At 61.2% G+C, this 19,896-nt stretch carries 21 protein-coding genes; 9 read left to right on the top strand and 12 right to left on the bottom strand.

The window, feature by feature from the left end; translation table 11 throughout:
- Positions 1–71 precede the first annotated feature (71 nt).
- The 6 genes from EA797_RS08040 to EA797_RS08015 form a co-directional block, all read right to left on the bottom strand.
- A complete protein-coding gene (locus EA797_RS08040; protein ID WP_122164579.1) occupies positions 72–1,427 on the bottom strand; it encodes an 8-oxoguanine deaminase in 1,356 nt (451 codons plus the stop codon).
- Positions 1,428–1,614: 187 nt separating this feature from the next.
- On the bottom strand, positions 1,615–2,316 hold the full coding sequence (locus tag EA797_RS08035) for an ABC transporter ATP-binding protein (protein ID WP_122164578.1): 702 nt from the start codon (positions 2,314–2,316) through the stop codon (positions 1,615–1,617).
- 2 nt (positions 2,317–2,318) lie between these two features.
- Positions 2,319–3,086, bottom strand: coding sequence for a high-affinity branched-chain amino acid ABC transporter ATP-binding protein LivG (gene livG / locus EA797_RS08030; protein WP_122164577.1), 768 nt, complete (start codon positions 3,084–3,086; stop codon positions 2,319–2,321).
- Positions 3,083–4,339 (bottom strand): high-affinity branched-chain amino acid ABC transporter permease LivM, encoded by a 1,257-nt coding sequence (locus EA797_RS08025; RefSeq protein ID WP_122164576.1) that lies wholly within the window; start codon positions 4,337–4,339, stop codon positions 3,083–3,085. Before EA797_RS08025 ends, livG begins: the two co-directional genes overlap by 4 nt.
- Positions 4,336–5,259 (bottom strand): high-affinity branched-chain amino acid ABC transporter permease LivH, encoded by a 924-nt coding sequence (gene livH, locus EA797_RS08020; RefSeq protein WP_122164575.1) that lies wholly within the window; start codon positions 5,257–5,259, stop codon positions 4,336–4,338. Before livH ends, EA797_RS08025 begins: the two co-directional genes overlap by 4 nt.
- Before the next feature lie 415 nt (positions 5,260–5,674).
- Positions 5,675–6,793 carry a branched-chain amino acid ABC transporter substrate-binding protein gene (locus EA797_RS08015; protein WP_122164574.1) on the bottom strand — a complete coding sequence of 373 codons (1,119 nt, stop codon included), beginning with the start codon at positions 6,791–6,793 and terminating at the stop codon, positions 5,675–5,677.
- Between the two features lie 200 nt (positions 6,794–6,993).
- Between EA797_RS08015 and EA797_RS08010 the strand changes: the two genes are divergently transcribed.
- A complete protein-coding gene (locus tag EA797_RS08010; RefSeq protein ID WP_122164573.1) occupies positions 6,994–7,311 on the top strand; it encodes a DUF2288 domain-containing protein in 318 nt (105 codons plus the stop codon).
- A gap of 12 nt (positions 7,312–7,323) precedes the next feature.
- On the opposite strand, the gene phnE (EA797_RS08005) is transcribed toward EA797_RS08010, so the two are convergent.
- From phnE (EA797_RS08005) to EA797_RS07990, 4 genes are read right to left on the bottom strand one after another with little or no spacing between them, the layout of a single operon-like run.
- Positions 7,324–8,091 carry a phosphonate ABC transporter, permease protein PhnE gene (gene phnE / locus EA797_RS08005; RefSeq protein WP_122164572.1) on the bottom strand — a complete coding sequence of 256 codons (768 nt, stop codon included), beginning with the start codon at positions 8,089–8,091 and terminating at the stop codon, positions 7,324–7,326.
- Complete coding sequence (gene phnE, locus EA797_RS08000; protein ID WP_122164571.1) at positions 8,088–8,921, bottom strand: phosphonate ABC transporter, permease protein PhnE; 834 nt, start codon at positions 8,919–8,921, stop codon at positions 8,088–8,090. The genes phnE (EA797_RS08005) and phnE (EA797_RS08000) overlap by 4 nt, the downstream gene beginning before the upstream one ends.
- A complete protein-coding gene (locus tag EA797_RS07995; RefSeq protein WP_122164746.1) occupies positions 8,915–9,733 on the bottom strand; it encodes a phosphonate ABC transporter ATP-binding protein in 819 nt (272 codons plus the stop codon). The genes phnE (EA797_RS08000) and EA797_RS07995 overlap by 7 nt, the downstream gene beginning before the upstream one ends.
- A gap of 50 nt (positions 9,734–9,783) precedes the next feature.
- The gene (locus EA797_RS07990; protein WP_122164570.1) at positions 9,784–10,635 is read right to left on the bottom strand and encodes a putative selenate ABC transporter substrate-binding protein; all 852 of its coding nucleotides are present in this window, start codon (positions 10,633–10,635) and stop codon (positions 9,784–9,786) included.
- A gap of 203 nt (positions 10,636–10,838) precedes the next feature.
- Here EA797_RS07990 and EA797_RS07985 point away from each other — a divergent pair, with 203 nt between their 5' ends.
- From EA797_RS07985 to EA797_RS07950, 8 genes are all read left to right on the top strand, one after another.
- The gene (locus tag EA797_RS07985; RefSeq protein ID WP_122164569.1) at positions 10,839–11,072 is read left to right on the top strand and encodes a hypothetical protein; all 234 of its coding nucleotides are present in this window, start codon (positions 10,839–10,841) and stop codon (positions 11,070–11,072) included.
- Between the two features lie 151 nt (positions 11,073–11,223).
- Positions 11,224–12,288 carry a M4 family metallopeptidase gene (locus EA797_RS07980; protein ID WP_122164568.1) on the top strand — a complete coding sequence of 355 codons (1,065 nt, stop codon included), beginning with the start codon at positions 11,224–11,226 and terminating at the stop codon, positions 12,286–12,288.
- Entirely contained in the window at positions 12,285–12,608 is a 324-nt protein-coding gene (locus EA797_RS07975) for a protealysin inhibitor emfourin (RefSeq protein WP_122164567.1), read from the top strand. Before EA797_RS07980 ends, EA797_RS07975 begins: the two co-directional genes overlap by 4 nt.
- Positions 12,609–12,675: 67 nt before the next feature.
- Positions 12,676–13,557: an NAD(P)-dependent oxidoreductase gene (locus EA797_RS07970; protein ID WP_122164566.1), complete on the top strand. Its 882-nt coding sequence runs from the start codon at positions 12,676–12,678 to the stop codon at positions 13,555–13,557.
- Positions 13,558–13,559: 2 nt separating this feature from the next.
- Positions 13,560–14,342: a hydroxypyruvate isomerase family protein gene (locus EA797_RS07965; RefSeq protein ID WP_122164565.1), complete on the top strand. Its 783-nt coding sequence runs from the start codon at positions 13,560–13,562 to the stop codon at positions 14,340–14,342.
- A gap of 126 nt (positions 14,343–14,468) precedes the next feature.
- On the top strand, positions 14,469–15,812 hold the full coding sequence (locus EA797_RS07960) for a spinster family MFS transporter (protein ID WP_122164564.1): 1,344 nt from the start codon (positions 14,469–14,471) through the stop codon (positions 15,810–15,812).
- A 132-nt stretch (positions 15,813–15,944) separates the two neighbouring features.
- A complete protein-coding gene (locus EA797_RS07955) occupies positions 15,945–17,210 on the top strand; it encodes an Hsp70 family protein (protein ID WP_122164563.1) in 1,266 nt (421 codons plus the stop codon).
- Positions 17,211–17,260: 50 nt separating this feature from the next.
- A complete protein-coding gene (locus tag EA797_RS07950) occupies positions 17,261–18,157 on the top strand; it encodes a CHAD domain-containing protein (protein ID WP_122164562.1) in 897 nt (298 codons plus the stop codon).
- Positions 18,158–18,306: 149 nt separating this feature from the next.
- On the opposite strand, the gene EA797_RS07945 is transcribed toward EA797_RS07950, so the two are convergent.
- Together EA797_RS07945 and EA797_RS07940 are read right to left on the bottom strand one after the other, a co-directional pair.
- Positions 18,307–18,861 (bottom strand): peptidylprolyl isomerase, encoded by a 555-nt coding sequence (locus tag EA797_RS07945; protein WP_122164745.1) that lies wholly within the window; start codon positions 18,859–18,861, stop codon positions 18,307–18,309.
- A gap of 84 nt (positions 18,862–18,945) precedes the next feature.
- A complete protein-coding gene (locus tag EA797_RS07940; protein ID WP_122164561.1) occupies positions 18,946–19,857 on the bottom strand; it encodes a LysR family transcriptional regulator in 912 nt (303 codons plus the stop codon).
- Between the last annotated feature and the right edge of the window lie 39 nt (positions 19,858–19,896).

Raw genomic sequence — 19,896 nt, 5'->3', positions numbered from 1 at the left:
TTGATTGGAAAGGGTGCACTAGCAGCCCATTCGCTGCTAGTGCACCCAGCCCCAGGGGAGGGCGCTGGCTGTCAGCCTGCTATGAGATCCCGCGCAGCCTGGCTGTGGTTGGCGATCAGCTGCGCCACGTCCAACCCTTCGATCTGCCCATCGATGACTCGCCATCTGCCGCCAACCATGACTCGGTCGGCCCGGTCGGCACCGCACAGCAGCAATGCGGCAATGGGATCGTGGCTGCCGGAGAAGCGCAGTTCGTCTAGCTTGAACAGCGCGAGATCGGCCTGCTTGCCGATCGCCAACTCACCTACATCAGTGCGACCGAGCAGGTTGGCGGAGCCCCGGGTTGCCCAGCCGAGAACGCGGTCTGGAGTGATCTGCTCTGCCCCGTAGCGTAGCCTCTGGATGAAAAGGGCCTGCCGCGCTTCGAGCATCATGTTCGACGCATCGTTTGAGGCGGAGCCGTCCACGCCCAAGCCGATGGGCGCGCCTGCGGCCTCCAACGCCAGTGTTGGGCAGATGCCTGATGCGAGCCGCATGTTGGAGCACGGGCAATGACAGATCCCCGTGCCGGCTTTGCCCAGACGTGCAATCTCATCGTCATTGAAGTGAATGCCGTGCGCCAACCAGGTGCGTTTCGAGAGCCAGCCGACACTATCCAGATAATCGACGGTACGCAGGCCGAAGCGCTGCTTGCAGAACTCTTCTTCGTCGAGCGTCTCGGCCAGGTGCGTGTGTAGACGCACGTCGTGGTACTCGGCGAGGGCGGCACTGGCGCGCATGATTTCCGGTGTGACCGAGAAGGGGGAGCAGGGCGCCAGGGCGATCTGAATCTGCGCACCATCGCCTCGTTGGTGATAGCGTGCGATCAGCCGCTCGCTGTCCTCCAGAATTGCTTCCGCGGTCTGTACCGTATGTTGCGGTGGCAGCCCGCCATCGGCTTCGCCGAGGCTCATGGAACCCCGGGTCAGCATCGCGCGCATCCCCAGCTCGCGTACAGCCTCGATCTGTATGTCGATGGCATTCTCCAGGCCATCCGGGAACAGGTAGTGATGGTCAGCCGCGGTGGTGCAGCCGGACAGCAACAGTTCGGCAAGTGCCACCTTGCTGGCGAGCTCCAGGCGCTCTGGCGTCAGGCGCGCCCAGACCGGATAGAGAGTCTTGAGCCAGGGAAACAGTGGCTGGTTGACCACCGGGCCCCATGCACGAGTAAGGGTCTGATAGAAGTGATGGTGGGTATTGATCAGTCCCGGAAGCACGACATGCTCACGGGCATCGAAGGTGCTGTCGACTGGTGCTGATGGCGATTGCCCGACATCGAGCAGCTCGACAATAACGCCGTCATCGATGACCAGGCCGCCAGGGGCAGGCACATCATTGGCGGTGAAAATGGCGAGGGGTTTTTTGATCCAGATACGGCTGGCAGTCATGGCCGGCTTCTCCTGAGTTAAGTTCAGAAATTAGCCAGCTCAGTTATGCCCTGTCTGCTGATCCAGGGGCTCGCATGCAGTGAGGCAGCGCACAGGCAGCACCATAAAGGCTCGCTAGGAAGTTGTCACCTCCTCTCGAGCGGGCATGAAAAAACCGGGCAGGTGCCCGGTTTTTTCGATCACTGGATCAGCCGCCCAGGTAGGCGTCGCGGACCTTGGGATTGACCAACAGCTCCTCGCCGCTGCCCTGCATGACGATATGCCCGTTCTCCAGCACGTAGCCACGATCGGCCAGCTTCAGCGCCTGGTTGGCGTTCTGTTCGACCAGGAAGATGGTCACGCCATCCTCACGCAGCTGCTCGATGATCTCGAAGATCTGCTGGATGATGATCGGCGCCAGGCCCAGCGATGGCTCATCCAGCAATAGCAGCTTGGGTTTGCTCATCAGGGCACGGGCGATGGCCAGCATCTGCTGCTCGCCGCCAGACATGGTGCCGCCGCGTTGCTGGAAACGCTCCTTCAAGCGCGGGAACAGCAGCAGGACCTTGTCGAGTTGCTCCTGAAAATCCGCCTTGCTGGTGAAGAAGCCACCCATGGCGAGGTTTTCCTCGACGGTCAGCCGGGCAAAGATGCGCCGTCCTTCAGGCACCACGGCAATGTCCTTGCGCATGATGTCGCAAGTCTGCTTGCCAACCAGCTCTTCACCCTCGAAGCGGATACTGCCTTCCGAGGCCATTGGCGTGCCGCAAAGGGTCATCAAAAGGGTAGATTTACCGGCCCCGTTGGCGCCGATAAGCGTGACGATTTCGCCTTTGCGGACCTCTACATCGACGTTATGCAGCGCCTGGATCTTGCCGTAAAAGGTCGAGACGTTTTCGAAATACAGCATGGTTACGCCTCTCCCAGATAGGCTTTGATCACGTCCGGATTATCGCGGATCTGTTCCGGTGTGCCGTCCGCGAGCGGGCAGCCCTGGTTGATCACGACGATGTGGTCGGAAATGCTCATCACCAGTTTCATGTCGTGCTCGATCAGCAGGACCGTAACGTTGTGCTGGTCGCGCAACATGCCGATCAGGGCCTTGAGATCCTCCGTTTCCTTCGGGTTCAGACCTGCTGCGGGTTCATCGAGCATGAGGATGCGAGGGCGGGTCATCATGCAGCGGGCGATTTCGAGACGACGTTGCTGCCCGTAGGCGAGGGTGCCCGCCGGACGATTGGCAATATCGGTCAGGTTGACCTGCTCTAGCCAGTGCGCGGCGAAATCCATCGCTTCGTGCTCGCTCTTGCGGAAGGCTTTAGTCTTCAGCAGACCGGACAGGAAGTTGGTGTTGAGATGACGATGCTGAGCGACCAGCAGGTTTTCCACCGCGGTCATGTCCTTGAACAGGCGGACGTTCTGAAAGGTACGCACCACGCCCTTGCGAGCGATCTTGTGCCCGGGAAGGCCATGGATGGCCTCACCATCGAGGAGGATTTCGCCAGAGGTCGGCTGATAGAAACCGGTCAGGCAATTGAACACGGTGGTCTTGCCGGCGCCGTTGGGGCCGATCATGGACACCACTTGTTTGTCATGGACTGTCAGCCCCACCCCGTTGACGGCCAGAAGGCCGCCGAAGCGCATGGTCAGGCCGCTTACTTCGAGAATCGGGCGGCTCATCGCTTAAGCTCCAGGTGAGGGCGTTGCATGGGCAGCAGACCCTGCGGACGCCAGATCATCATCAGCACCATCAGGGCGCCGAACATCAGCATGCGGTACTCGCTGAACTCGCGCATCAGCTCAGGCAGCAGGATCATCACGACGGCGGCGAGTATCACGCCCAGTTGTGACCCCATGCCGCCAAGCACGACGATAGCGAGGATGATGGCCGATTCGATGAAGGTGAACGACTCCGGCGAAACCAGACCCTGGCGTGCTGCGAAGAAGCTGCCGGCAAAGCCTGCGAACGTCGCGCCGAGGGTAAAGGCCGAAAGCTTGATCACGGTGGGGTTCATGCCCAATGCGCGGCAGGCGATTTCGTCTTCGCGCAAGGCTTCCCAGGCCCGACCGATTGGCATGCGCAGCAGGCGGTTGATCACGAACAGGGTCAGCAACACCAGCAACAGTGCGATCAGGTAGAGAAAGATCACCTTGTTGATGGATGAGTAATCCACGCCGAAGAACTCGTGGAAGGTCTGCATGCCCTCGGCAGCACGGCGATCGAACGACAGGCCGAACAGTGTCGGTTTGTCGATGCCACTGATGCCGTTCGGGCCACCGGTAACCTCGGTCATGTTGCGCAGCAACAGGCGGATGATCTCCCCGAAGCCCAGGGTCACGATCGCCAGATAGTCACCCCGCAGCCGTAACACCGGGAAACCCAGCAGGAAGCCGAACAGTGCGGCCATCGCCCCCGCGATCGGCAGACTGATCCAGAACCCCATGCCGTAGTAGTGCGACAATAGTGCGTAGGTGTAGGCACCGACCGCATAGAAGCCGACGTAGCCCAGGTCGAGGAGGCCAGCGAGTCCGACGACGATGTTAAGGCCGAGGCCCAGCATCACGTAGATCAGGATCAGCGTGGCGATGTCCACTGCGCCGCGCGAGCCGAAAAACGGCCATGCGAGCGCGACCAGGATCAGCCCGATAATGATGTAGCGTTGGGTCGACGGCAGGGTCAGGAAATTACCCGCACCGGCCGGGATGGCCGGTAGGCTGGGGCTGGCAGCCCAGCCGGCGGCCGCGTGATGGCGGAACAGTTGCCAGAAGAACATCGCCACGGCGCACGCCGCGATGATCCAGAAGGTCTTGGCGTCACTGCCGTGAACTTCCAGCCGAATACCCACGGTGGTGAGCTTCAGACCGAACACCGGTACCGCGACGGCGATGACCAGCAGAGCGCTGAAAAACGCGGTTCGAAGATTGCGGGTCATACCTTTTCGACCTCCGGGCGACCGAGAATGCCAGTCGGGCGGAACAGCAGCACCAGTACCAGCAGGCTGAATGCCACGACATCCTTGTACTGGTCACCGAAAATGTCGGCCCCGAATGCTTCGGCTACGCCGAGCACCAGTCCGCCGAGCATCGCGCCGGGAATGCTGCCGATGCCGCCGAGCACCGCGGCGGTGAACGCCTTGATTCCGGCGAGGAAGCCGATGTGCGGATTGATCACACCGTACTGCATGCTGATCAGTACCGCGGCGATGGCGGCAAGCGCGGCGCCGATGACGAACGTCAGGGCGATGATGCTATTGGTGTTGATACCCAGCAGGTTGGCCATCTTCAGGTCTTCAGCGCAGGCGCGACATGCACGGCCCAGGCGAGAGCGGGAGATGAAGAAGGTGAGCCCCATCATGGCAACGATGGTGACCACGAAGATCAGCACCTGCATGTAGGAAATCACTACGCCATTCATGGCGCTTTCACCAAAAACGAAGTTGCCCGGCATCAGATTGGGGATCGCTTTGTCCTTCGAGTCCTGCGAGAGCAGCACGACGTTCTGCAGGAAGATGGACATGCCGATGGCCGAGATCAGCGGGATCAGACGGTTGCTGCCGCGTAGCGGTCGATAGGCAACCCGCTCGATGCTGTAGCCGTAAGCGCTTGTGACGATCATCGCGGCGGCGAACGCACCGATCATGAGGATGGGCAGTGAGTCGAGCCCCATCATGGTCAGGCCGACGATGGCGATGAACGTGACGTAGGAGCCGATCATGTACACCTCGCCGTGGGCGAAGTTGATCATGCCGATGATGCCGTAGACCATCGTGTATCCGATGGCTATCAAGGCATAGGTGCTGCCAACGGTAAGGCCGTTGATCAGCTGTTGGAAGTAGTGGTAAAGCTCAGGCATTACGTTCTCCTGAACACCCGCACTCCTTGCTAGCACGCCGCTGAAAACCTATCTGCGCTGGCTGTACTTCGTTGAAAACAGTCTCAGTGGCTGACCCGATCAGATGTTCATGGTGAACATCCGAGCGGCGCTTCTTCGGCTGGTGATCTACGCGTCCTGCCTGTCTCGCCTATGGTTCAAACGGTCTGCTCGACCGCAATGCGGACCTGCTTCGAACACGCAGCATGAAAAATGCAGCGCCAAGGGCTTGGTGCGGATCACGCACACGCCAGGTTCGAGGCGGGCCAGCTGTGCAGGCCACTCGCTTGGTTGAAGGTGTTGCTGGGCGTCCCGTGCTTGTGGCCGGGTTGGCCCCGATCAGCTAAAACAAAGCCCACAGCGGATGCCGTGGGCTTCGGGTCGGTTGGTTATAGGTTCACTTGGCTTCGGTCTTGGTGCCGTCCTGGTGCCATTCGTAAACCACGAAGTTGAAGTCTTTCAGGTCACCCTTCTCGTCGAACGAGAGGTTACCGGTCGGGGTGTCGAAGCTGTTGCTGCGCAGCGCCTCGGCCACCTTGTCGGTGTCGGTGCTGCCAGCTTTTTCGATACCCTCGGCAATGACCTGAACGGCAGCGTATGCCGGGAACACGAACGGGCCGCTCGGATCCTGCTTCTTCGCCGTGAACGCCTCCACCAGCTTCTGGTTGCGCGGGTCCTGATCGAAGGACTTCGGCAGAGTGACCAGTAGGCCTTCGGACGCCGGACCGGCAATCGCGGAAATTTCTTTGTTGCCGACGCCTTCCGGCCCCATGAAGCGGACGTTCAGTCCTTTTTCCTTGGCCTGGCGCAGCAGCAGACCCAGTTCAGGGTGGTAGCCGCCGTAGTAAACGAAGTCGATGTTTGCCTGCTTCAGTTTGGAAATCATCGAGGAGAAGTCCTTGTCGCCGGCATTGATGCCTTCGAACAGACCCACCTTGACGCCTTTCTCTTCCAGCGTGTTCTTCACGGCGGTGGCGATGCCTTCACCGTACTGCTGCTTGTCGTGGATGACCGCAACATTCTTCGGCTTGACGCTATCGGCGATGAAGTTGCCAGCGGTCGGGCCCTGCAGGCTGTCCAGACCGATGGTGCGGAAAATCAACTCGTAACCGCGGGATGTGATGTCCGGGCTGGTGGATGCCGCGGTAATCATCAGAATGCCTTCGTCTTCGTAAATGTCAGACGCCGGCTGGGTGGAGCTGGAGCAAAGGTGGCCAACGACGAAACGCACGTCATCGTTGACGATCTTGTTGGCCACCGCCACGGCCTGCTTCGGGTCGCAAGCGTCGTCGTAGACGATGCCTTCAAGTTTCTGACCGTTGACGCCCCCGTCCTTGTTGATCTGTTCGATGGCCATTTGCGCACCGATGAATTGCATTTCCCCGTACTGCGCGACAGCCCCCGTTACCGGGCCGGCCAAACCGATCTTGATATTGTCGGCGGCCAGCGTGTAGCTCGCTGCACCCGTCAAAGCGATAGCCATGAATAGTTTGGAAAGACGCTGCTTGGTCTTCATATGCGCTCCACTTGCATCATTATTGTTTGGATCCTGCGGGCTGCAGTGTCGTTAAGGGCTAAACGTCCCCAAACGGTACGGCAACTGTACCGGCACAGTGTAGAAGCGTCAGCACCTGTTTGCACAGTCAGGAATTCCATCCGTTTGATGAGATTCACCCGAGCGCTATCATTGCGCCCTTTACGAGCCGGGTGGTACTCATGAGCGAAGATTCAAGCACTCTCTATGCCAAGCTGCTGGGCGAAACGGCATCGATCTCCTGGCAGGAGCTTCAGCCCTTCTTCGCCCGCGGTGCTTTGCTGCGAGTCGCCAGTGAATTCGATCTGATCGAGGCGGCGCAGGCCGTGGCGCAGGATGATCGGGAGAAGGTCGCAGCCTGGCTGGCCGCCGGCCATCTCGCCAAGCTGGAAGCAGAAGAGGCTCAGGACTGGTTTGAGCGGGACCCGTCGCTCTGGGCGGTCGTCGTGGCCCCCTGGGTGCTGGTGCAGGAAAGGGCAGACAAACCCAGTCTGCACTGAATCAAGTCAGCGTTAGCCGCGCACCCAGCGCATTCGAGCCCAGCCGCTGAGTGCGTCCACGGCCAACACCATCAGCAGCATCGCCGTAATGATCGTCGACGCCTGGGCCTCCTGAAACAGGCTGAGGCTCATGTAGAGCATCTGTCCCAGACCTCCGGCGCCGACGAAACCAAGCACGCTGGCCATGCGAATATTGTTTTCCCAGCGATAGAGGGTGTAGGCCATCAACTGCGGCCAGAGCATGGGTAGGGTGCCGTAGCAGAAAGCGCTGATTCGGCCGCTGCCGGACAAACGCAGCGCATCGGCGGGAGCCGTCGGGGTGTTTTCCAGTGCTTCGGCGAACAGCCGCCCCAATACACCGGCGGTGTGCAGCGCCAGGGCAAGGGTGCCTGCATTGGGTCCCAGGCCTGCGGCCAGAACCATCAGTGCGGCCCAGACCAGCTCCGGTATGGCGCGAAGGGCATTGAGCAACAGTCGCGACGCGCCCTTTGCGACAAGACCGAAACGGCCCGATGCCGGCAGCGCCAGCAGCAGGCCGAGTACAGCGGCCAGCAGGGTGCCCATGGCCGACATTGCCAAGGTTTCCAAGGCGCCAAGGCCGATCGCCCTCAAATGAGCGGGCGACAGGTCAGGGTCAAGAAAGCCGGAGGCGTAGCTGGCCATCTGACGAAGTCCGTCGTGGCTGAACAGCGCCTTGGCTTCCAGTTGCAGGTAAGCGAAGGAGGCAACCACAACCAGGATCAGCAGCAAGGGCAGGGCTGCGCGCGACAGCGATTTCATACGAATCTCCGGCGCAGCAGCTGGCTGATCAGATCGGCTATCAGCACCAGTACCAGGAAGGTGAGCAGCATGCTGGCGACTTCTCCGCCGGCGAACATACGCATCGACAAGTCCATTTGCTGGCCCAGGCCACCGGCCCCGACGAAGCCCATCACCACCGACGCGCGCACCGCACACTCCCAGCGGTAAACGGTATAGGACAGCATCTCGCCAGTCGCCTGAGGTAGCACGCCATACGCGAAAGCCTGCAGCCGTGAGGCACCTGAGCCGATGAGTGCGCGCGTCGGTAACGGGTCCACCGATTCGAAAATCTCTGCGTAGACCTTGCCCAGCATTCCGGCATAGGTAATGGCTATCGCCAACACCCCGGCGGTTGGCCCTAGCCCCACCGCTCGGACGAACAGCAGCGCCCAGACGATCTCCGGGATGCTGCGTAGGACGATCAACAAGCCTCTCACTGGCCAGCGCAAAGCGTGCGCCAATGGCTTGGGGCGCCCTCCACGACTCAGTGCCGAGACGGAAAGCGCACGTGTCGCCAGCAGCGCGCAGGGCAGAGCGACTGCCAGTGCCAAAGCCATGCCGGCGGTTGCGATGGCGAGCGTTTCCAGCGTTGCGAGCAGCAACAGACTAAGGAAGTCCTGGTCGTGCGCGGGCGGCCAGAAGCCAGAAACAAAGGTGCCCATGGTGCCGGCATTGGTGCCGTCGAACAGCACGCCGATATCCAGTTCGCTCAGATGCAGTCCAGGCCACAGCAAGGCCAGCGCCAGCACGGTCAAGATCAGGCGGGAGGCTGCCGCAGGGTCGCGCTGGGATTGGACAGGGTTCAGCATCGCGGGATATGAAGGCTCTGGTCGACGCGCGGCAGTGCCTGGGGTTCGCCGCTCAGCTGCACGTTGGCGTACAGCGCATCCAGCTCATGGCGGCTCAGCTGACTGGCAGGCTTGTCGAAAAGGATGCTGCCGCCTCGCACACCTATGACGCGCGGGAAGTGCTCGAGTGCCAGGTCGACCGCATGCAGACTGGCCAGTAGCGTCGCCTGTCGCTGCGAAGCGTCCCGCGTCAGCACGCCCAACGAATGGCTGGCGAGCACCGGATCCATGGCCGACACCGGCTCGTCAGCCAGGACCAGTTCAGGTCTCTGATAGAGCACGCGGGCAATGCCTACGCGCTGCAGTTGGCCACCAGACAGTTGGTCGCAACGCTCATAGAGTTTGTCCGCCAGATCCAGCCGGCTCAGCGCCTCTGATGCGCCGCTTCTGTCCAGGGGGTACGCGAGGCTGATCAGTCCTCGAGTCAGTGACCATTGGCCAAGCCGTCCGGCCAGAACCGAGGTGATGACTCGCTGCCTCGGTGGCAGCGGCGGTGCCTGATGAATCAAGCCTATCCGCGCGCGAAGCCTCTTTCGGGAAGCCGTGGACAGCTGCCAGGGATCAAGTTCGAGAATGCCAAGCTGGCCTTCATGAGGCTGCAGATGGCTCGCCAGCAGGCGCAGCAGGGTGGTTTTCCCGGCCCCGGACGGTCCGATGATCGCCACGCGTTCACCGCGACCGATGGTAAGCGCTACGTCCTGCAGCGCTCTCTGGCCATTGGCGTGGCGATAGCCCACGCCCTTGAGCGTCAGCGCAGGCACGCGACCCTGCATATCCTGTGGTTCCGAAGCCAGAGAGACCGAGGCGCGCAATGCGCCATCGCTCACTTCAGAAGGCCTGCGGCGCGGGCGGCTTCCTCGATGCTCTCGTAATTTTCCGGACGGGTCTCTATGAAGCGACTGGCTGCCTGCAAGTCGAGAATTTCCTTATGTTCCGGATTGGCCGGGTCGAGTGCCAGGAAGGCGTTCTTGATCTTGTTGGCGAGCGCCGGGTCGAGTGAGCCGCGCACTGTCCAGTTGTAGTCGTAGTACGGCGGCGTGGTGGAAATTACTCGCACTTTGTTGGTGTCGACCTTGCCACTGGCAACGAGCTTGTCCCATACCGATGCGTTGAGCACCCCGGCGTCGGCCTTGCCGGCTTCCACCCAGGCTGCGGTGGCGTCATGTGCGCCCGAATAGGCGATGCGCTTGAAGAACTGCTCAGGGTCGATGCCGTCGCGCAACATGAAATAGCGTGGCATCAGGCTTCCGGATGTCGAAGACACCGAGCCGAAAGCAAAGGTTTTGCCTTTGAGGTCCTGCAGGGTCTTCACTTCGGGATCGGCGGTGATGAATTTGCTGGTGAACTGTTGATCCTGCTCGCGCTGAACCAGCGGAACTGCATCGCCGGTCTTCAGGCGGGTCTGGACGAAGGTGAAGCCACCCAGCCAGGCAAGGTCGAGACGATCTGAGGCGAGGGATTCCACCACCGCGGCGTAATCGGAAACCGGCGTGAATTTCACCGGCATGCCCAGTTCTTTTTCGAGGTATTTGCCCAGCGGTTCGAACTTGCGGATCAGTTCGGTAGGGGCTTCGTCGGGGATTGCCGAGACGCGAAGGGCGTCGGCAGCTTGTGCGGTAACAATAGACAAGGAAAGGGCAAGGCCGGTGACGGCTGCCAGAGTGCGCTTCAGCATTGTGGTTCTCCGGTTCAATAGCGGAAAAAGCGCGCGGATTATAGGGGCAGATCATGTTGGGCAAGCAAGCTGCGTCTTGCTAACTGGCAAATATTCGGCGCGGAGGGGTGGCCGGGCGAAGCGGCGTTCGGCTGAACAACGATCTGTGATGTGTGTCTCAGTTCCACTAGACTCCAATCCTATATGGAAGAAGGCTTGTGGCCATGAATGAACAACACGAATTGCGCAGGTTTCACTCGCTTCGAAAGCATGTCGACGAATTGCTGTCAGAAGGGGCTGTGATCACGGATCGCGATCCCACCACGTTGCTGTGCGACGGGCAGGCCCTCAAGGCCAGGCATGGAATGTTGGTTGGACACACTGATGTCGATGAGGCGTCCGAGCTGCTTCATGGAAATGACGAGCCATCGCCTGCCGAGACAGGTGGGCAGTACTAACAGATGAATTTACGTACCCCTTAGCGTGCAGGCTCATCAGCCCTGCACCCGGGCGTCATCTGGCCGTATGCAGAGAAGCGAAGCTGCCCGGCCGCGTTCACAGAGGTGTAAGGAGACCCTGGCAGCATCCACGTTGGTCTAAGGAGGCGCAATGTCCGTTCGAACTCCGCACCTGGGTTTCATCCCGCCCTACATCCTCAGCCGTATCATCGATAACGGTTCCGAACGCCAGCGTGAGCGTGCGCTCGGTACGCTGAGCCATGTACGCAACCTGCTGCATAACCCGGGGCCGCCCAATCGTCAGCCGATTGCCAGTGTGCTACCGGAGCGTGGCCGGCCGGGAGAGCCGCGCCGCAGTATTCATGATGCCCAGCAGCAGATGTTGCTGCCCGGCGTTCTCGCGAGGATAGAGGGTCAGCCGCCTGTAGCCGATGCTGCAGTCGATGAGGCCTACGATGCGCTCGGCCGGACGCACGCGTTCTTCTGGCAGGTTTTCGGTCGGGACTCCATCGACAATCACGGTTTCCCGCTCATTGGAACGGTGCACTACGGCGTGGGCTACGAAAATGCCTTCTGGAACGGCGCTCAGATGGTGTTCGGTGATGGTGATGGCGAAATCTTCAATCGCTTCACCCTGTCGCTTGACGTCGTGGCTCACGAGCTCGCGCATGGCATCACTGAGAGCGAGGCGGGGCTGGTGTATTTCAACCAGTCCGGCGCTCTGAATGAGTCTGTGTCCGACGTGTTTGGGGTGCTGGTCCGGCAGTTCAGCCTCAGACAGACCGCTGACCAGGCCGATTGGCTGATTGGCGCCGAGTTGCTGACCGACAAGGTTCAGGGTTCGGCGATGCGCTCCATGGCCAACCCAGGCACCGCTTACGATGACCCGTTGCTGGGCAAGGATCCGCAGCCAGGCCACATGCGGGACTTCATCGATACACGCGACGACAATGGCGGCGTGCACCTGAACTCTGGCATCCCCAATCGCGCGTTCTATCTGGCGGCCACAGCCATGGGCGGTTATGCCTGGGAGCGAGCGGGACATATCTGGTACGACACCCTGTGTGACCGGCGTCTGGCCAACGACTCAGATTTCGCCGCTTTCGCCCGGCTGACGGTGGTCAACGCGGCCACTCGTTTCGGTCAGGGCAGCGGCGAGGCGCTGGCGGTCGAGCAGGCCTGGGCGGACGTCGGCGTAACGCTGGAGGCGCTATGAGAAAACTCCCCCCTTTGGGCCGCGACGCGACTGTCCGCCTTTCCCGCCAGGGTGGCTTTGCCACGATTCAGGCGCTGAGCCGCCCACGCGAGATCGACTTTGCCGCTTGCGACGAACAGCAGCGCGGGCAGATATGCAACGTGCTGGAAGGCTGTCTGCCGCTTGCCGCGCCAGATAGCGGGCGAGGTGATCGCCGCTATTACCGAATCGAGTTGCGCTTCCGGGAAAACGAGCAAGAGGATGAGATGGTGCTGCAGGTGCCAGAGGAGCAGGCGCCCGGCGAACTGGTCAGGCTGTGGGATAAAGGCCAGGTACTCTGATCCTTGCTTGGCCGCCGGCCATGTCGGGACGCTAGAATCCCTGCTCCGCCTATCTGGAGCCAACTGCATGTCCGAACTGCCATCCATCGCCTTTGCCGGCATCGGCTTGATGGGCCTGCGCATGTGCCGCCGCCTGCTTGCCGCCGGCTACCCACTCACGGTCTGGAACCGCTCGCCGGAAAAATGCACGCCCTTGATAGATGCAGGTGCCCGCCAGGCGAGCACTCCTGCCGAGCTGTGCTCGCACGCGGACATCGTTCTGCTCTGCCTGGCCGATACCGCCGTGGTACGTGAAGTGGTATTCGGCACTGGAGGCATCGTCGAAGGTGCACGGGCAGGGCAGTTGCTGGTCGATCACTCCAGTCTGGAGCCCTCTGCAACGCGCACCATGGCAGCGGATCTGGAGGCGCGAAGCGGCATGCGCTGGGTCGACGCGCCCGTCTCCGGCGGCACTGCTGGAGCGGAAGCGGGCAGCCTGGCGATCATGGCCGGAGGGCACAGCGACGACGTCGAGCGAATCCGGCCTGTTCTTGCACATCTCGGCCAGCGCCTGACACACATGGGTGGCGTCGGCACCGGGCAGGTGACCAAGGCTTGTAACCAGATGATCGTGGCCTGCAACGCGCTGGTCATCGCCGAGGTAATGGCGCTGGCCGAGCGCGCAGGCGTCGACGCCAGCCTCATTGCCCCAGCCCTGGCTGGCGGGTTTGCCGATTCCAGACCCCTGCAGATTCTTGCTCCGCAAATGGCCATGAGCGAGTTCGAGCCGGTGAAGTGGCACGTTCGTACCCTGCTCAAGGATCTCGATACCGCCGTTCAGCTGTCCCGTGAAGAGGGCAGCTCCACGCCAATGACCGGGCTCGCTGCGCAGTTGATGCGGCTACACGGCAGCAATGGCAACCTGGAAAGCGATCCATCAACGCTGGTAAACATGTTTCGGGAGCAGTAACCATGAAGATCGCAGCCAACCTTTCCATGCTCTTCACCGAATCGCCGCTTGCCGAGCGAATCATGGCGGCGCGTATTGCCGGATTCGAGGGTATCGAGATCCAGTTTCCCTACGAGCTGCCAGCCATACAGCTGAAGGAATTGCTCGAACGTGCCGACCTCCCGCTGGTACTTATCAACCTGCCTGCAGGGGATTTCATGCAAGGCGGTGCGGGGCTGGCGGCGGTTCCGGCACGGCAGGCGCAATTCGATGCCGCCCTGCAGGACGCGCTTGCCTATGCCGCCATGACGCGGCCCGCCTGCGTAAACGTGCTGCCTGGACGCTTGGCCGAAGGTGTAACGCGCGAACAGGCGCTGCAAACGCTATCGAATAACTTGCGCAAGAGCGCCGAGGCGTTTGGCCTGCTCGGAATTGGTGTCGTGTGCGAGGCGATCAACCCATTGGACATGCCCGGGTTTTTGATCAATACACCTGAAGACCTGCAATCACTGCTGGAGCGGGTCGATCATCCCAACTGTCATGCACAGCTGGACCTCTACCATATGGCACGACAGGAGCTGGACGTGGCCGCCGGCATACGCCTGCTCGGCACTCGAATCGGCCATGTGCAGTTCGCCGATCATCCGGGTCGGGGTGCTCCCGGAACGGGTTCGATGGCGTTCGGGCTGCTGATAGACGCGCTGCGGGAGGCTGGATATGCCGGCTGGCTGTCTGCCGAGTATCGTCCCGGCGACTCCGGGACTACCGCTGGGCTAGGTTGGCTGAGTGAGTGGAAGCAGCGCTGAGCCGTTGCATCGTCCGGCATAAGCGCAGGTGATGGTGACAGACAGACAGGCGATAGAACTCTACAGTCAGCTCCGAGCATCGGTCGCCCGGCGACCGGCCTATAACAATAAATCGAGAGCGACGTCATGCAGCCATCCACTCAAGCCGCGAACGCCTGGCGCGTCCTGTTTCTGCTATTTCTAGCCAATCTTTTCAATTTTTTCGATCGGACCATTCCCGCCATTATTGCCGAGCCAATCCGTCTGGAGTGGAACCTCAATGACTTCCAGCTGGGCTTGATTGGCACTGCGTTCACCATTGTCTATGCGATTGCCGGCGTGCCGTTGGGGCGCATGGCCGACGTCGGATCGCGGCGCAAGATCATGGGCTGGGGATTGACGGCCTGGAGCGGGCTTACCGCCGTAAACGGGCTGGCCTGGAATTTCTGGACATTCTTGCTGGTGCGCATGGGTATCGGCATCGGCGAAGCCAGTTATGCCCCGGCGGCCAATTCGCTGATTGGCGATCTGTTCCCGGCACACAAGCGCGCACGGGCGATGGGCATCTTCATGCTTGGGCTGCCCCTGGGGCTGCTGCTGGCATTTTTCACCATCGGCTCGATGGTCCAGTATTTCGGCACCTGGCGTGCTCCCTTCTTCATAGCCGCGGTGCCTGGTTTGGTGCTGGCGCTGTTCATATTTCTGATCAAGGAACCGCAGCGGGGCGCGGCGGAGACGGTCAAGGTGTCCCAGGCCCGCGTCGAGCAGCCGATCCGCAAGGTCCTGGCGATTCGGACTTTCTGGTGGCTGGTGCTGGCAGGCCTTGCGTTCAATTTCGCCACCTACGCCTGCAACGCCTTCATGGTGCCACTGCTGATGCGCTACCACGCGGTGCCCTTGGTGGAAGCTTCTATTGCCACCGGTGTGATCGTCGGTCTGACTGGCCTGATCGGCCTCACGTTGGGCGGCTGGGTCGCTGACAAGATCCATCAGCGCTTCGCCCGAGGCCGGCTGATCTTTGCAGCGGTCAGCATGCTCATTGCGACCTTCCTGACCGGATATGCCTTGCTGGCCGGCCGTATCGAAGTGGGCGTTTTCGTTGCGGTGTTCAGTATCGGCTGGCTGTTCTCATACAACTTCTACACCTGCGTCTACACCGCTATTCAGGATGTCGTCGAGCCGCGTCTGCGGGCGACTGCCATGGCACTGTTCTTCGCCGGCCTCTATCTGCTCGGAGGTGGTATGGGCACCGTCGTGGTGGGGCTGCTCTCCGACCACTTCGCCGAGTCGGCAATGCTCGCCGCAGGCGCCAGCGAGATGAGCGAGGTCTTCCGTGCCGAGGGCTTGCACGGTGCGATGTATCTGATTCCGGGCTCGCTGCTGCTGACCATGGTGTTCCTGTTCCAGGCTTCGCGCACCTTCTGCCAAGATGCCAAGCGCATGAACGACGGTATGACCGATTCCGCTGCTGCCGAGGCGGCGCTGGCCTGAAGGATTGCATTGCGGCTGCATACGGCCGCCGCGGTGCGCCCCGGTCATTTCGAGCAGCAGGCGACGATTGGCCAGCATTTGCCGGCAGGCTCGCATAAACTGCGCGGCCGTTTTTGGTAGTCCGGACAGCTCATGCACAATCCGTCTCCTGCCCGCGCTTGCGGCATCGACTTCGGCACCTCCAACTCCACTGTCGGTTGGTGGCGCCCCGCCGCCGAACCACTGATCGTGCTGGAGGGCGATCAGCACACCCTGCCTTCGGTGGTGTTCTTCAACTCAGAGGAGCGTCGTCCGGTATATGGACGTCTGGCCTTATCCGAATACCTAGAGGGGTACGAAGGCCGCTTGATGCGCTCGCTCAAGAGCCTGCTGGGTTCGAAGCTGTTGAAGAGCGAAACCACGGTGCTGGGTAGCGCCATGCCGTTCAAGGAGATCCTCGGCTTGTTCCTCGGCACGCTCAAGCAGCGCGCCGAGACCGAGGCCGAGCGCTCGTTCGATGACGTGGTGCTGGGGCGTCCGGTGTTCTTCGTCGACGATGATCCTCAGGCCGATCGGGAGGCTGCACAAACCTTGGCGGCTGCCGCGAACAAGATCGGCTTCAAGGACGTTTCGTTTCAGTACGAACCGATTGCCGCGGCGTTCGATTACGAGTCGCGCATCGAGCGTGAGGAGCGTGTGCTGATCGTCGATATCGGCGGCGGTACTTCGGACTTCTCCCTGGTGCGGTTGTCACCGGAGCGCCGCCAGATCGATGACCGCCAGGAAGACATTCTCGCCACCTCGGGCGTGCACATCGGCGGAACGGACTTCGACAAACAGCTCAGCCTGCAGGGCGTCATGCCGTTGTTCGGCTATGGCAGTCGGATGAAAAGCGATGCGCCTATGCCGACCAGCACTCACCTCAACCTTGCCACCTGGCACACCATCAATGCGGTGTACGCACCCGCTTCGCTGCGTGCGTTGCAAAGCATGCGCTATGACATCGTGGACCCAACCGGGATCGATCGGCTGTTCAGCTTGATCGAACAGCGCGCCGGACATTGGCTGGCGATGCAGGTGGAGCAGGGCAAGATCGAATTGACCGAGGGTGATCGCTATCTGATCGACTTCGCACGGTTCGAGGCCGGGCTGGAAGCAAGCCTGTCCAGGGACGGTTTCGAGACGGCGATAAACCCGCTGCTCGAACGAATCCGTGGCAATGTCAGTCAATTGCTGACCAGCGCCGGGTTGCAGCACACGGATATCGATACGGTGTTCTTCACCGGCGGTTCCAGTGCGATTCCGGCGTTGCGCCAGAGCATCGCGCGATTGTTGCCCAACGCGCGCCACGTGGAGGGTAATCGCTTCGGCAGTATCGGCAGCGGCTTGGCCATCGAAGCGAAGAAACGTTACGGCTGATTCCCGCGGCTGCCCCCTGGCACGCTGTGCGGGCTGTTCGGGGAGTTTTCATGGGTTACAAGTTACGTCCTAAAGATCCTGCCGAGGAAATACGCAAGGTAGCCCGGCAGGGCATCGACAAAGCCATCGAGGCGCTGAGCGCTCCATCCGAGGAGCGCGCCGAGGGTGTGCATCAGGCGCGCAAGCGCTTCAAGGAGCTGCGCGCACTCCTGCGCCTGGTGCGCAAACCCCTTGGGGGCGAGTTCAAGGCTGAAAATCAACGCCTGCGCGACCTGGGTCGAGCGCTCGCCGAGTCGCGTGACGCGGCGGCGATGCTCGAGAGTTGGGACCTTCTTGCAAAGCGCTTCGCCGAGCCCTTCGCTGAGGAAAGTTTCAAGCTGGCGCGGCGCCGCCTATACGACCGAGCACGGCGTGGAGAGGCGGACACCAGCGGGCTCGATCAACGTATCGACGCGGTCAAGACCGAGCTTGAATCGTTCCGGGAGCGGGTCGAGAACTGGAAGCTGACGGCGAAGGGTTTCGATCTGTTCGCCGCCGGTGTCAAGCGCACCTATGCCGATGGCTGTGCCGAGTTGGCCAAGGTGCGGGTGGACCTGAGCGATGAGCAGCTTCACGAGTGGCGCAAACGGGTCAAGGATCATTGGTATCAGACGCGGCTGCTGACACCGGGTTGGCCGACCCTTATGCAGTTGCGTAGCGATACCCTCAAGCAACTGGCAGACATGCTCGGCGATGACCATGATCTGGCGATGATGCGTGAGCTGATGCAGCAGCAACCGGATCTGTTCGGTGAGCCGCAGCAACGTGAGCGGCTCGAGGTAATGATCGCTGAACGCCGTAGCGAGCTGCAGAGCGGGGCGCTGAAGCTCGGCGGCGAGATCTATCTCGATGCACCGGATGAGCTGGTGGCACGCTGGCGCCGCTATTGGGATGGCGCGCAACACTGACCGTCGTCCTTTCACGAGCTACTGTCAGTGGGTGATGCGGCTGAAGCCGAGCCAGTTTCACTCTCGCCTGATCATGCTGTCAGGTCTATGAGCCGTCCGGGCGAGCCGGGGCGGACAGGTGCCGCCCGGCTCGATTGGTCAGCGAATGCTCAGAGCTTTTTCGCAGATACGATCTTCACCGGGGTCAGCGGCACGTTCTGCATCATGCTGCGGTTGCCTGTCGGCACCTGGGCGATCTGGTCGACTACGTCCATGCCGCGTACCACCTTGGCGAATACGGCATAGCCGAAATCCCGGGTGCCATGGTCGAGAAAGTCATTGTCGCGATGATTGATGAAAAACTGGCTGGTCGCCGAATTTACGTTTTGCGTGCGCGCCATGGCCAGTGTGCCGCGAACATTGTGCAGGCCATTGTCCGCTTCGTTCTTGATCGGCTCACCGGTCTTCTTCTGTCCAAGTCCTTCATTGAAACCGCCGCCTTGAATCATGAAGCCGGGAATCACGCGGTGGAAGACGGTGCCATCGTAGAAGCCGCTTTCTACGTAGTGGAGGAAGTTGGCTACGCTAATAGGCGCTTTTTCGGCCTCCAGCTCGATTTCGATTTCTCCCATGCTGGTGTTCAGCAGCACATGGGGCTTTTCAGCGGCGAGCAGGTTGCCAGCGAGCAATAGCGAACAGGCGGCGAGTACGAGTCGTTTCATGATGCTTTCCTGGTTGGATAAGTCTGGTCTGCCCGTGGGGGCCGGATGAATTCTGCTCGGTCGGCTCTTCAAGTTTTAGCCGAGTCCTCAACCTGGGCGAACGGGCGATTGCGCCTGGGCATCGTACGTTCTGATCAGGTCGATGAGAATCTGCGTGGCCGGCCCGAGCGGTTTGTCAGGGTTAGTGTAAAGGTAGAACAGCGGCCGTCGAATGCTGCCCTGGACCAGTGGCAAGGGTTTGAGCGCGCCTTCGTCGAGCTCGCGAGCGATCATGTGCCTGGGTAGCCAGGCGAAGCCCAGCCCACTGCTGACGAACGCCGCCGAGGTGCCAAGGCTGCCGACTGTCCAGCGCTGTTCGGCGCCCAGCCAGCCACTGTCGCGTGGCTGACGCTGGCCGGAATCGCGCACCACTACTTGCATCTGACTTTGCAGGTCCTGAACGCTGAGCTTGCGCTGTAGCTGGTGCAGCGCATGTGCAGGATGGGCGACTGCGATGAACTCGACGGTGCTCAGTTCCTCGCCGAGATAGCCGGTGATGTCCAGGCCGCTGATGGCGAGGTCGGCAGTACCATCTTTGAGTACATCCTCGACACCGGAGAGGACCTCTTCGCGCAGGCGCACTCGGCAGCCTCGGCTCTTGGGCATAAAGGCCGTCAGTGCCTTAATCAGCTTGGCGCTGGGGTAGGCGGCATCCACCACCAGGCGCACCTCGGCTTCCCAGCCCTGTTCCATGTGATGGGCCAGCTCTTCCAGCTGCCCGGCCTGGTGCACAAGTTGCCGTGAGCGGCGCAACAGCACTTCGCCTGCGTCGGTCAGCACAGCTTTGCGCCCGTCGATGCGCAGCAAGGGCACGCCCAGCTGTTCCTGCATGCGGGCCACCGTGTAACTGACCGAGGACTGCGAGCGATGCAGTACTTCGGCCGCCTGGGCGAAACCGCCATGGTCGATCACCGCTTGCAGGGTTCGCCATTGATCGATGGTGACACGTGGCACTTTCATTCCATTGTTTCCCTGTTGCGTCTGTCTGATACGCTGGCA

The sequence above is a fragment of the Stutzerimonas zhaodongensis genome (assembly GCF_003696365.1).
Lineage (GTDB): Bacteria > Pseudomonadota > Gammaproteobacteria > Pseudomonadales > Pseudomonadaceae > Stutzerimonas > Stutzerimonas zhaodongensis.
The sequence above is the reverse complement of the archived record's forward strand: the minus strand, read 5'-3'. Positions and strand labels throughout refer to the sequence as shown.